This window comes from Salmonella sp. FC25216, from assembly GCF_057751355.1.
On the sequence record NZ_JBDGON010000003.1, the window covers coordinates 178,050 to 190,637 of the forward strand.

Consider the following 12,588-nt stretch of genomic DNA (forward strand, 5'->3'; position numbering starts at 1 on the left):
TGACGTCGGTTACGGCAGGATCGTCAGCGCTTAGATAGCGACCGGCGCTTTAATACCTGGGTGCGGATCATAGCCTTCAATTTCAAAATCGTCGAACCGGTAGTCAAAAAGCGAATCGGGTTTACGCTTAATGACCAACTTCGGGAGCGCGCGCGGTTCACGGCTTAATTGCAGGTGCGTCTGCTCCATATGGTTGCTGTACAGGTGCGTGTCGCCGCCGGTCCAGACAAAATCGCCGACGTCCAGGTCGCACTGTTGCGCCATCATATGCACCAGTAACGCGTAGCTGGCAATGTTGAACGGCAGACCGAGGAACACATCGCAGGAGCGCTGATAAAGCTGACAGGAGAGTTTTCCATCTGCGACATAAAACTGGAAAAAGGCGTGACACGGCGCCAGCGCCATCTTATCCAGCTCGCCGACGTTCCACGCAGAAACGATAATACGGCGGGAGTCCGGATCGTTTTTAAGCTGGCTTAAGACCGTGGCGATCTGATCGATATGGCGGCCATCCGGTGTTGGCCATGCACGCCACTGCTTGCCATAAACCGGGCCTAAATCGCCGTTTTCATCGGCCCATTCGTCCCAGATGGTGACATTATTTTCGTGCAGGTAAGCGATGTTGGTATCGCCCTGCAAAAACCATAACAGTTCGTGAATAATTGAACGTAAATGGCAGCGTTTCGTCGTCACCAGAGGAAAACCTTCCTGCAGGTTAAAACGCATCTGATGGCCAAAAATGGAAAGCGTGCCGGTGCCGGTACGGTCGTTTTTCTGTGTGCCTTCATCCAGCACTTTTTGCATCAGTTCTAAATACTGTTTCATGGTTCCTCAGGAAACGTGTTGCTGCGGGCGGCGGCGATATGCCCAAACCATCATGATCGCGCCAGCGATAATCATCGGGATAGAGAGAATCTGCCCCATGCTAATGTACTGTACCCATGCGCCGGTAAATTGCGCGTCCGGCTGGCGGAAGAATTCAACAATGATACGAAACGCGCCATAGCCAATCAGGAATAATCCGGAGACAGCGCCCATCGGACGCGGTTTGCGGATAAAGAGATTAAGGATGATAAACAGCACCACGCCTTCTAATGCCAGTTCATACAACTGAGAAGGATGGCGCGGCAATACGCCGTAGGTATCAAAAATAGGCTGCCATTGCGGATGTGACGGCAGCAGCGCAATATCTTCCGCGCGTGAACCCGGAAAGAGCATGGCAAACCGGAAGTTAGGATCGACGCGCCCCCACAATTCACCGTTGATAAAGTTGCCCAGACGCCCGGCGCCCAGGCCGAACGGAATTAACGGTGCAATAAAATCAGACACCTGAAAGAACGAGCGCTTCGTGCGCCTGGCGAAGATAATCATCACCAGTATCACACCGATAAGCCCGCCGTGGAAGGACATGCCACCGTCCCAGACGCGGAATAAATAGAGCGGGTTATCCAGAAACAGAGGGAAGTTATAAAACAGAACATAGCCAATACGCCCCCCCAGGAAGACCCCCAGGAAACCTGCATAGAGTAAATTTTCAACTTCGTTTTTGGTCCAACCGCTTCCCGGACGGTTAGCGCGACGCACCGCCAACCACATCGCGAAAACAAACCCCACCAGATACATCAAACCATACCAGTGAAGCGCGACGGGTCCAATTGAGAAAATGACCGGATCAAAGTCCGGAAAATGCAGATAGCTACTGGTCATCTGTCACCACAATTTCTTGTTATTTCGCTGAAGAGATAGCGATTGATAAGCGCGTCTGCGCGTTGCAGACGCTCCAAAGGTGCGAATAATAGCACAAGGGTTAAAAGCGAGATGCCGATTACCGTTAAAAGATATGTATACGCATTGTCTTTCACCTTGCAGGCGTGTTGTCTGCGCCGTGAATCCAGAGTCACTCTCTTTTCCCGCTCCGGTCGTTATAACCCTCCGCGAATCAATCCCCCCATCCCGCGGCGCTCCATAAAGGCTGCCACCTGATGACGCACCTCGGTCGCCATCTGCGCCTCAAGGCTGCGCCTGGCAAGGGTTTGCGCGTCTTCAAAATCGATATGCCGCAGAAGATATTTCACACGCGCTACCGAACGGCCATTCATCGAAAGATGGCGATATCCCAGACCGATAAGAATCGCTACGCACATCGGATCGCCCGCCATCTCGCCGCACAGGCGAAGATCGATGCCATTTTTTTCGGCTTCCTGCGCAATCATAGACAGTGCGCGCAGCATAGCGGGATGCAGGCTGTCATAAATACTGGCCACGCGGGTATTGTTGCGATCTACCGCCAGGATATATTGCGTTAAATCGTTAGTGCCGACCGAGATAAAGTCGATCCGGTTAGCCAGATGCGGCAGCATAAATACCATTGACGGTACTTCCAGCATAATACCGATACGCGGTTTCGGGATCGCATAGCCGATCATCTCCTCGACCTCGCGTCCGGCGCGTTCGATCAAGCGGCGCGCTTCATCGACTTCATCAATGCTGGTAACCATCGGCAGCAAAATGCTGAGGTTGCCAGTCGCCGCATTGGCGCGCAGCATCGCGCGGACCTGGATCAAAAAGATCTCCGGCTGATCCAGCGTAATGCGAATCCCGCGCCAGCCCAGACACGGGTTCTCCTCGCTGATCGGCATGTAGGGCAGTTGCTTATCCGCTCCCACATCCAGGGTTCGCAGCGTCACCGGTTTATCGTTAAACATTTGCAGCATCCCTTGATACTGCGCCACCTGCTCTTCTTCCGAGGGAAACCCGCTTTGCAGCATGAAGGGGATTTCAGTACGGTACAGGCCGATACCGTCGATCCGAGCGCCTAACTTTTCCTCATGCTCGGGGCTGAGCCCGGCATTCAGCATCACTTTGACGCGCTCGCCGCTTTTCAGTTGGGCGGGAAGATTGACGTCGTCCTCTGCCAGGCGACTGAGTTCGATCTCTTCACTAATGAGCCGCTGATATTCCTGAATAAGCACCGGTTCAGGATCGACCAGTAATTCACCGCGATAACCATCCACCACCAAAGTACGACGATGTAGCACCGAAGGCTGAATATCAGCGCCCATAACGGTCGGGATACCGAGCGCGCGCACCATAATCGCCGCATGAGAGTTTGCCGCGCCGTCGCGCACCACAACGCCAGCCAGCCTGTCCTGCGGCAACTCCGCCAGCGTGGTCGCCGACAGCTCGTCCGCGACCAGAATAAAACGTTCCGGCCAGGCGTTTGGCCCCTGGACTGAATCATCAAGATGAAATAACAGTCGCTGCCCCAGAGCGCGTAAGTCTCCCGCACGTTCTTTGAGGTAGTTATCGGTTAGCGCCGCAAATTGTTCGGCAAATTTTTCGATGATTTTTTTAACGGCCCACTCCGCAACAGCGCCTTTGTCAACCTCGGCGAAAAGCTCGCGACGCAATCTGGCGTCTGAAAGCAGGTGTGAGTACAGATCGAAAATGGCCGCCGTCTCTTTTTGCGCACCAGCGGCAAAGCGTTTGCTGTACCGTCGGAATTCGTTCGCCGCCTCTTCCAGCGCGCCGGTCAATCGTTCACGTTCAAGAGAGGTATCCAGCGTAGACGCTTCGTAAACCTGTTCCATCAGCGGCATGGTCGCATCTTGCCAGCCCGACGCGATAGCCACGCCCGGCGCCGCAGGAAGCGCGCGGATTCGTGTCTGCCGGTATTGCCCGAACAGCGCTGTGACCTGCGACTGTGACAAGATAGCCGCCATCTGCGTGGCGAGCGTGACGAGGAAAGACTCTTCGCTTTCATCGTACTGGCGCAATTCGCGCTGCTGTACGACCAGCACGCCCAGAAGTTGGCGACGCTGAATGATCGGCACGCCGAGAAACGCGCGAAAACGTTCCTCTTTTACCGACGGAATGTATTTAAAGCTGGGATGTTTTTGCGCATCGGCAAGGTTAATGGGTTCCGCCAGCCTACCCACCAGGCCAACGATCCCCTCATCAAACGCAAGCGCAACGGTTCGACCACGCGGTTTTTTCAATCCCCGCGTCGCCATCAGGTAATAACAGCGTCGGTCATGATCGGCCAGGTAAACCGAGCAAACCTCTGTATCCATCGCAAGACAGATATCCGTGACCAGAATATTCAGCGCCTCGTTCAGACGCGGCGCGCTGGCCACTTTTTCGACTATTTCGCGCAGGCGAGTGAGCATAATTTGCGTGGCTTAACCTCTTTTACGTCGATAAGCAGGCGCGCTTTGTAGCTTAGGCGTATTATCCTGAAGCGCCATTACAACACTTGCAAACTCTTTCATTACCCTGCGGTAGACATCGCGTTTAAACGACACCACTTGTCGAACCGGATACCAGTAACTTACCCAGCGCCAGCCGTCAAACTCCGGCGTGCTGCTGGTTTGCATATTGATTTCGGCGTCGGCGCTCATTAACTGCAAAAGAAACCATTTTTGTTTCTGGCCGATACATACCGGCTTTGTGTCCCAACGCACCAAACGTTTTGGTAACTTGTAACGCAACCAGTTGCGAGTTGAAGCAAGGATTCGCACATCTTTACGGCTTAACCCTACTTCTTCAAACAGTTCCCGGTACATCGCCTGTTCTGCCGACTCCCCTGGATTTATCCCGCCCTGCGGGAACTGCCAGGAGTGCTGACCAAATCGCCGGGCCCACATCACCTGCCCCTGACGATTACAAATTACGATACCTACATTTGGGCGGTAGCCATCGTCATCAATCACCGGACTACCTCAACATAAACCTTATATATGAACGATTGTTTCATACTCCAGTGAGGCGGTAAACCACTCTGTAATAGTGACACAGCCTAATAACAATTGAATAACTCACAGTAAATGGCCGAGTTATAAACAGATGATGACGCCCTTGCGCCATTTTATTCACCTTTTCTGTGGATATAGTTGTGAAGAAGTATGGAATTACCACGGGAAAACCCAGAACAGTCTGAATTCCTCGTGTGAGAGACAGTAAAAATAGTGCCTTATATTCATGGCGTTATAGACAAATATTACATGTCACCTTCATAAATCGTGACCAGCGTCACACCTAAGATCCTTATGCTGATGAAAGATCAACCAGCGTCGGTTTTATCCACAGATTGTGCCAATAACTTACGCACTATTTGTCTGAATTTTCGATTTTCGTCGCACGTCAAGGCTGTAAATGGAAACAGTAGTGGTGGTTTTACACAGTTATCCCAACTTTCTGTGGATAACATAGTGTAAGATCCTGTTTATTGTCAGTGACCAGAATTGGAAAACCTGCTCCTGCGTTGCGCAACACGAAGAAACAACACAAAAAAAGCAATAAAAATCAGTCTATTGAATATAGGACACAGAAAAAGATAAACTCTGTTCACACGGTATAAAATCACTGCTCATTTTTTAACCTAAGGTAATTGCAATGTCCGCTCTTTGTCCGCTACTGACTCCGCCTGCTTCGGAAGCATTGCTGTTAGCCCAGGCGCGGCAGCTTTCCGGCTATACGTTAGGCGAGCTGGCAGCGATAGCTGGTATTACCACACCTAAAGATTTGAAGCGAGACAAAGGCTGGATCGGCGTTCTGCTGGAGATCTGGCTCGGCGCCAGCGCCGGAAGCAAGCCGGAGCAGGATTTCGCCGCGTTAGGCGTAGAACTGAAAACCATCCCTGTGGATAGCCTGGGTCGTCCTCTGGAAACAACCTTTGTTTGCGTGGCGCCGTTAACCGGTAACAGCGGCGTGACCTGGGAGACAAGCCACGTACGCCATAAACTGAAGCGTGTGCTATGGGTGCCGGTCGAAGGCGAGCGCAGCATACCGTTAGCCGAACGCCGCGTAGGTTCGCCGCTACTCTGGAGTCCGAGTGAAGAAGAAGACAGACAATTACGCCTCGACTGGGAAGAGCTGATGGACATGATAGTGCTGGGGCAGGTGGAACGCATTACCGCCCGCCATGGCGAAGTCTTGCAACTGCGGCCCAAAGCCGCCAATGCCAGGGCGCTCACCGAGGCTATCGGCGCGCGCGGGGAACCGATTTTGACGCTACCGCGTGGATTTTATCTGAAAAAAAATTTTACGCAGGCGCTGCTGGCTCGCCATTTTTTATTGCAGAATCCGTAACGCCCGCTACGCGCAAACGCGCCCCCGCTATGGCTACGCATCGGGCCGACGTCCGATAAGCGTAAACGCATTGTCGCCGCTATTTTACACCCTTCGCGGTTGCGCAAATTCAGCCCGGGCTTTCGCCCGCCGCACGACAGGCCTATAATTACCGCTTCTTTTTTTGGCAGGACTTTGTTCGATGTTATTTGCATGGATAACCGATCCCAATGCCTGGCTGGCGCTCGGTACGCTGACGCTGCTGGAGATTGTACTTGGGATCGACAACATTATTTTTCTTTCTCTGGTGGTAGCAAAACTTCCTACGGCGCAACGGAACCACGCGCGGCGGCTTGGGCTGGCGGCGGCGATGATAATGCGTCTGGCGTTGCTGGCATCAATCGCCTGGGTCACTCGCCTGACTAATCCGCTGTTTGAGCTTTTCGGCGAAGCGATTTCCGCCCGCGATCTCATTCTTTTACTGGGCGGGTTATTTTTAATCTGGAAAGCCAGCAAGGAGATTCATGAGTCCATCGAAGGCGAAGAAGAGGGGTTAAAAACCCGTGTTTCTTCTTTCCTGGGCGCAATAGTGCAGATTATGCTGCTGGATATTATTTTCAGTCTTGATTCAGTTATCACAGCGGTTGGCCTCTCCGACCATCTGTTTATTATGATGGCGGCGGTCGTTATTGCCGTGGGCGTCATGATGTTTGCGGCACGGCCCATCGGCGAGTTTGTCGATCGTCATCCGTCGGTAAAAATGCTGGCGCTCTCCTTTCTGATCCTGGTTGGCTTTACCCTGATTCTGGAAAGTTTCGACGTTCACGTTCCGAAAGGGTATATCTATTTCGCCATGTTCTTCTCTATCGCAGTAGAGAGCCTGAATCTGTTGCGCAGTAAAAAGAATCCGCTGTAATCCTGTCTCGCTCCCCCGCCGGGGAGCGAATACTCACTTTATTTCCTTTCTTCTCACAGATTAAGATTTTGCTGCTTCCGACATGCAGAGCTGCGCGTTATTACTAGACTATTATCAGACATATGATTAACAGACTATTATCAGATGCAGGTTACGTGAGGACAAACGGATGAAAAAATGGGCAGTTGTAATTTCCGCAGTAGGGTTGGCTTTTGCGGTATCCGGATGCAGCAGCGATTACGTGATGGCGACAAAAGATGGTCGTATGATCCTGACCGATGGAAAACCGCAAGTTGACGACGATACCGGTCTGGTCAGCTATACCGATGCACAGGGAAACGAGATGCAAATCAACCGTGACGAAGTGTCTCAAATCATCGAACGTTAAACGATAGCCTGTGATCGGGGTCAGCATTCTGTAGACCTTCAGGCTGCGTCCAGGAACGGTGCGTGGCGACCACGCCCGGTAACAATTACGCCGCGCAGCCTGCAATTTTACTTTCCCTTTTGCCTTCCCTCTGCCATTTTTATTGTCCTTTGTCGGGAATTTCTGACTTCATAATAAAAAGGAAACGGCTATGCACTATCACCGTATACCCCACAGCTCGCTCGAAGTAAGTACGCTAGGGCTGGGCACAATGACATTTGGTGAACAAAACAGCGAAGCCGACGCTCACGCACAGCTCGACTATGCCGTCGCAAATGGCATTAACCTTATCGACGCCGCCGAGATGTATCCGGTACCGCCGCGCCCGGAAACGCAAGGGCTGACGGAATCCTATATCGGTAACTGGCTCGCCAAACGCGGCAACCGTGAAAAACTGATCATCGCCAGCAAAGTCAGCGGACCGGCACGTCATAATGATCAAGGCATCCGACCTCATCAGGCGCTGGATCGAAAAAATATTCGCGAAGCGCTACACGACAGTTTGACCCGATTGCAGACCGACTATCTGGATTTGTATCAGGTGCACTGGCCGCAGCGACCCACTAACTGCTTCGGTAAACTCGGCTATAGCTGGACAGACTCCGCACCAGTAGTAAGTCTACTGGAGACGTTAGACGCGCTAAGTGAGTTTCAGCGAGCGGGTAAGATTCGTTATATTGGTGTTTCAAATGAGACAGCGTTTGGCGTTATGCGCTATCTGCATCTGGCGGAAAAACATGACCTGCCGCGTATTGTCACTATCCAGAACCCCTATAGCCTGTTAAACCGCAGCTACGAGGTCGGGCTGGCGGAAGTCAGCCAGTATGAAGGCGTTGAATTGCTCGCCTATTCCTGTCTGGCGTTTGGCACGTTAACCGGTAAATACCTGAACGGGGCCAAACCCGCAGGCGCGCGGAATACCTTGTTCAGCCGCTTCACACGTTACAGCGGCGAACAGGCGCAAAAAGCCGTTGCCGCCTACGTCGACATCGCGAAGCGTCACAATCTTGATCCGGCGCAGATGGCGCTGGCCTTTGTTCGCCGCCAGCCGTTTGTCGCCAGTACGTTACTGGGCGCAACCACGATGGCGCAGCTCAAGACGAATGTGGAAAGTCTGCATCTGACGTTAAGCGAAGAGGTCCTGGCGGAGATTGAGGCGGCGCATCAGGTTTATACCTATCCGGCGCCGTGATGGTCAGTGCCCGGTGGCGCTACGCTTCCCGAACCTGCAAGCCGGATAAGGCGCACTCGCCACCCGGCATATTCATTCTGCATTATGCCTGCCGGCGCTGCCAGATCCACAGCGCCGCGATCGCCAGCGCGAACAGCACGCCAAAGCCGATACCTATCGCCACTGCCGGAACGCCAACCAGCACCGCCAGCGAGTACAACCCCAGCATTAATAGCATGGCGCTATTCTCGCCCAGATTTTGTACGGCAATGGCATTCCCGGCGCCAACGCTCTTCTTACCGCGCTCCTGTAGCAAGGCGTTGAGCGGCACTACAAAAAAGCCGCCCAGCATACCTATCAACAGCAACAAGGCATAAGCAGGCAACAATGCGTGCTGTAATGAGAAGATCGCGACCACAACACCAATCAAAATCCCGGCGGGCATACAGCGCGATACGGTCTCCAGCATCACCAGTTTTGCCGCCGCGCCCGCGCCGACCACAATCCCTACCGCCACCATGGCGTTCAGGTAAGTCGGCGTGGCGTTATCCATAATGCCCAGCGCCACCGGCACCCACAGTACCAGCAGAAAACGCAGCGTCACGCCTGCGCCCCAAAATAACCCGGTGCCCACCAGCGAAAAACGCGTTTCACCGTTACGCCAAAGGACAACGCAAGCGCAGAAAAAGCTACGCGTCATCGCCGCCAACCGCCAGGATTGTCCTGGACGCGCCGCCACAAGCTTCGGGATAAACAGGTTCGCCGCCACTGCGCCAGCGTAGGCCAACGCACAGGCGACCAGTGCGGCGATGACATGCCAGTCGGCCAATACGCCGCCAGCGACAGAACCGAGCAAAATCGCCGCAATAGTAGAGGCTTCCATCAGACCATTGGCTTTAACCAGCTTATCACCTGTCGTCAGTTCGCCCAGAATGCCGTATTTCGCTGGAGAATAAGCCGCCGCGCCAATCCCGACCAACGTATAACCGACAAAAGGATTCACGCCGAGGCAGATACCTGCCGCTCCCGCCAGTTTAAGGCCATTGGCGACCATCATCACCCGGCCTTTGGCAAAGCTGTCCGCGATCTGACCGACAAACGGCGCAAAAAGAATGTAAGCGCCCACAAACACCATTTGCAGAACAGGCTGGCTCCAGTCCGGATAAAACTGGGCTTTCAGCAGCGCCAGCGTCGCAAACAGCAGCGCATTATCGCCAAAAGCCGAGAGAAACTGCGCGACAATCACCGACAGCATCCCTTTCGACCAGATGGAGGTGTTAGTGCGTACTGACTCACTCATGATGTTGTTCCGGCGCATCCACCCAGCTTTTCAGCGTGACAAAATCGGGTTTTCCGCTGCCAAGTAAGGGAAGCTGTTTCAGATAACGGATATCGCGCGGGACGGCAAGTTCCGGAATACCGTGTTCACGGGCATAGTGCTGTAACTTTTCGCGGGTGAGTTCGCTGTCCGTCGTAAACAGTACCAGCGCTTCACCTTTGCTGGCATCGCTTTTAATGGCTGTAGCATGCATTTTGTCCGCCGAGACGCCAAGCGCCAGTTGCTCGACCATCTCCAGCGAGACCATTTCGCCAGCAATTTTCGCGAAGCGTTTCGCGCGCCCCTGAATCTGCACAAAACCATTTTCATCGAAGCGTACAATGTCGCCCGTATCGTACCAGCCGCGCTCGGTTTCGCCCAGGGCGTTTTCCGCCGACGGCACCTCCAGCACGCCCGGTTTTTCCACGCGCAGATAGCCATTCATGATATTCGGCCCTTTAAGCTGTAACCGACCGCCGTTTTCAATACCAGGTACCGCCAGCAGACGAGCGTCCATTCCAGGCAGAATACGGCCAACAGTGCCAGGCTTAGCCGCCATCGGCACGTTAATCGATACCACTGGCGCGCATTCCGTTACCCCGTAGCCCTCAAGAATGCGCAGGCCGAATTTATCCTGCCACAGTTGTTTGGTGCTCTCCTGAAGTTTTTCCGCACCGGCCACCACATAGCGCAGGCGATAAAAATCATATGGATTGGCAAAGCGCGCATAGTTGCCGAGGAAGGTCGATGTGCCAAACAGCACGGTACAGTTACGGTCATAGACCAGTTCCGGCACAATGCGGTAGTGCAGCGGACTTGGATAAAGAAACACTTCCGCGCCGGTCAATAGCGGTGTAAACAAACCCACCGTCAAACCGAACGAGTGAAAGAGCGGCAGCGCCGACATAAAACGGTCATTGGCGGTAAAATCCGCAATCGTTTTTATCTGCTCGACGTTCGCCAGAATGCTTTTATGACTGTGTACCACCCCTTTCGGGTGCCCTTCCGAGCCGGAGGTAAAAAGAATGATCGCTGCGTCTTCCGGCTGCTGTTTTACCTGCGCCAGTCGCGGCGCCAGAAGGTGGGCAAAAATCCACAACTTATCGGCGGGTGTGACGTCCGCTTTTAAATCTTCCAGGTAAATCCAGCGAACCTGCGTTAGCTGTTCCGGCAGATGCCACAATTTACCTTTATCGAGGAACTGGCGGGAGGTAAAAATCGTTTTAATTTCCGCAGCGGTAATCGCGCTGGTCAGCCCTTTTACCCCCGCCGTGTAGTTCATCATAGCCGGAATGCGGCGACGAGAAACCGCGCCGAAAATAACCGCCGCGCTGATGGCAGCATTCGGCAGCATTAAACCGATTTTCTCGCCCTCAACGCTGTACTTTTCCAGAATCCGGCCGACAAAAAGCGTCCTGGTCAGTAATTTACGATACGTATCCGGCGTAAAGTTAATGTCCTCAATACAGTTTTTACCCGCGCCGTAACGATATTGCGCCGCCAGCAACGATTCGTATAACGTCTCGCGCGGGCGCACCGCCATACGCGCTTCCATCATGATCTGATGCAGCATCTCACCCGCTATCTTACGCCTGTCGCGCGCGCGCGGCGCTTCCGGCATCGGTATTTGCGTCGGCGGTAAAATATGAAGCTGAATGCGGGGGAATAAGCGCCGTCTAACCAGGCCTTTCAAGCGACTGAAAGGCGTAAGCTCCGCGCCGTCAATACGGAGCGGAACGACGGTTGCGCCGGATTTTGCCGCCACAAAGCCTGCGCCGTCATAAATTTTCATCAGCGAGCCGGTTACGGAAATCCGTCCTTCCGGGAAAATCACCACTGGACGCCCCTGCTCCACCAGACGGACCAGGTGTTTAATGGACATGGGTTTGGTTGGATCGAGCGGCACAAAATCGATCAGCGGCGTTAACCAGCGCATATACCATTGCTGGCTGATGGAGGTATATACCGCAAAGACAGGCCGTACCGGCAAAAACAGCGCCAGCAGCATACCATCGATAAATGAAACGTGATTGGGGGTAATTAAGACCCGGTTCCCCTGTAGCGCCCGGACATCGCCAGTGATGCGCACGCGATAAAGCACGCGAAACAGGTTACGAAAAAATCCAAACAGCATTTCAACTCCCTTTGGCCGACAATTCGCTAAAACATGAATTGTGGCAGATTACACGAGATGCGTAACAGGAGCGATAGCAAAATAAGTGCGAAAAAAAACCTGCGCATCCGCGCAGGTTGGTGCAAAAGACAGGTACGAAGAGCGTACCGAATAATCTCACCAATCAATACCTCTGGGATCTTGATTGTGGTCTTCGCTCGTCTGTATCGCCAGTCCGAAAACGCAAAGGAATAAACGGAAATGCAACGAGTTGTGTAAATTATCCGTTACTGTTACACGTTCAGGCGAAACAAAAAAAACCTGCGCATCTCTACGCAGGTTGGTGTAATTCGTGTGATCAACAATAACGTTGATTCCACCTATCAATACCTCTGGGATCACTACTCTATCAACCTGACTCGCTGGCCTGCCAGTAGACAATCGCAACATCGCTTCGCAAACTGTAACGAAAGATTTGTATTGTCACTTTACAGACGCATTTCGCCCGTACAGGTCACATTTGCCCGACACCGCGGGGCAAGAGGCTTGAACAGACGTTCATTTTCCGTAAAAC

The 12,588-nt window shown here is 53.2% G+C and carries 10 protein-coding genes; 4 read left to right on the forward strand and 6 right to left on the reverse strand.

Annotated features, from left to right (window positions below):
* Nucleotides 1–30 precede the first annotated feature (30 nt).
* From thyA to rppH, 4 genes are all read right to left on the reverse strand, one after another.
* The gene (thyA, locus tag AC3G3F_RS07075; protein WP_000816247.1) at nt 31–825 is read right to left on the reverse strand and encodes a thymidylate synthase; all 795 of its coding nucleotides are present in this window, start codon (nt 823–825) and stop codon (nt 31–33) included.
* A gap of 6 nt (nt 826–831) precedes the next feature.
* Entirely contained in the window at nt 832–1,707 is an 876-nt protein-coding gene (gene lgt, locus AC3G3F_RS07080; RefSeq protein WP_000204647.1) for a prolipoprotein diacylglyceryl transferase, read from the reverse strand.
* Between the two features lie 215 nt (nt 1,708–1,922).
* Nucleotides 1,923–4,169, reverse strand: coding sequence for a phosphoenolpyruvate--protein phosphotransferase (gene ptsP, locus AC3G3F_RS07085; RefSeq protein ID WP_023249246.1), 2,247 nt, complete (start codon nt 4,167–4,169; stop codon nt 1,923–1,925).
* Between the two features lie 12 nt (nt 4,170–4,181).
* Complete coding sequence (gene rppH / locus AC3G3F_RS07090; RefSeq protein WP_000564482.1) at nt 4,182–4,712, reverse strand: RNA pyrophosphohydrolase; 531 nt, start codon at nt 4,710–4,712, stop codon at nt 4,182–4,184.
* 682 nt (nt 4,713–5,394) lie between these two features.
* Here rppH and mutH point away from each other — a divergent pair.
* The 4 genes from mutH to AC3G3F_RS07110 all read left to right on the forward strand — a co-directional run bounded on the left by mutH (nt 5,395) and on the right by AC3G3F_RS07110 (nt 8,604).
* Entirely contained in the window at nt 5,395–6,090 is a 696-nt protein-coding gene (gene mutH, locus AC3G3F_RS07095) for a DNA mismatch repair endonuclease MutH (protein ID WP_088733720.1), read from the forward strand.
* Between the two features lie 181 nt (nt 6,091–6,271).
* On the forward strand, nt 6,272–6,985 hold the full coding sequence (locus tag AC3G3F_RS07100; RefSeq protein WP_000895633.1) for a TerC family protein: 714 nt from the start codon (nt 6,272–6,274) through the stop codon (nt 6,983–6,985).
* 169 nt (nt 6,986–7,154) lie between these two features.
* The gene (locus AC3G3F_RS07105; protein WP_000758662.1) at nt 7,155–7,373 is read left to right on the forward strand and encodes a YgdI/YgdR family lipoprotein; all 219 of its coding nucleotides are present in this window, start codon (nt 7,155–7,157) and stop codon (nt 7,371–7,373) included.
* Between the two features lie 190 nt (nt 7,374–7,563).
* Complete coding sequence (locus AC3G3F_RS07110; RefSeq protein ID WP_023249244.1) at nt 7,564–8,604, forward strand: NADP(H)-dependent aldo-keto reductase; 1,041 nt, start codon at nt 7,564–7,566, stop codon at nt 8,602–8,604.
* Nucleotides 8,605–8,686: 82 nt separating this feature from the next.
* Here the strand turns inward: AC3G3F_RS07110 and lplT are convergent, their stop codons facing one another.
* The gene (lplT, locus tag AC3G3F_RS07115; RefSeq protein WP_053510896.1) at nt 8,687–9,883 is read right to left on the reverse strand and encodes a lysophospholipid transporter LplT; all 1,197 of its coding nucleotides are present in this window, start codon (nt 9,881–9,883) and stop codon (nt 8,687–8,689) included.
* Nucleotides 9,876–12,035 (reverse strand): bifunctional acyl-ACP--phospholipid O-acyltransferase/long-chain-fatty-acid--ACP ligase, encoded by a 2,160-nt coding sequence (gene aas, locus AC3G3F_RS07120; RefSeq protein WP_053510898.1) that lies wholly within the window; start codon nt 12,033–12,035, stop codon nt 9,876–9,878. The genes lplT and aas overlap by 8 nt, the downstream gene beginning before the upstream one ends.
* Between the last annotated feature and the right edge of the window lie 553 nt (nt 12,036–12,588).

Excerpts from the sequence above, each read along its gene's own strand:
- ptsP (WP_023249246.1), bottom strand. The coding sequence starts at position 4,169 with ATGCTCACTCGCCTGCGCGAAATAGTCGAAAAAGTGGCCAGCGCGCCG.
- AC3G3F_RS07110 (WP_023249244.1), top strand. The coding sequence starts at position 7,564 with ATGCACTATCACCGTATACCCCACAGCTCGCTCGAAGTAAGTACGCTA.
- lplT (WP_053510896.1), bottom strand. The coding sequence starts at position 9,883 with ATGAGTGAGTCAGTACGCACTAACACCTCCATCTGGTCGAAAGGGATG.
- AC3G3F_RS07100 (WP_000895633.1), top strand. The coding sequence starts at position 6,272 with ATGTTATTTGCATGGATAACCGATCCCAATGCCTGGCTGGCGCTCGGT.
- AC3G3F_RS07105 (WP_000758662.1), top strand. The coding sequence starts at position 7,155 with ATGAAAAAATGGGCAGTTGTAATTTCCGCAGTAGGGTTGGCTTTTGCG.
- aas (WP_053510898.1), bottom strand. The coding sequence starts at position 12,035 with ATGCTGTTTGGATTTTTTCGTAACCTGTTTCGCGTGCTTTATCGCGTG.
- mutH (WP_088733720.1), top strand. The coding sequence starts at position 5,395 with ATGTCCGCTCTTTGTCCGCTACTGACTCCGCCTGCTTCGGAAGCATTG.
- lgt (WP_000204647.1), bottom strand. The coding sequence starts at position 1,707 with ATGACCAGTAGCTATCTGCATTTTCCGGACTTTGATCCGGTCATTTTC.
- thyA (WP_000816247.1), bottom strand. The coding sequence starts at position 825 with ATGAAACAGTATTTAGAACTGATGCAAAAAGTGCTGGATGAAGGCACA.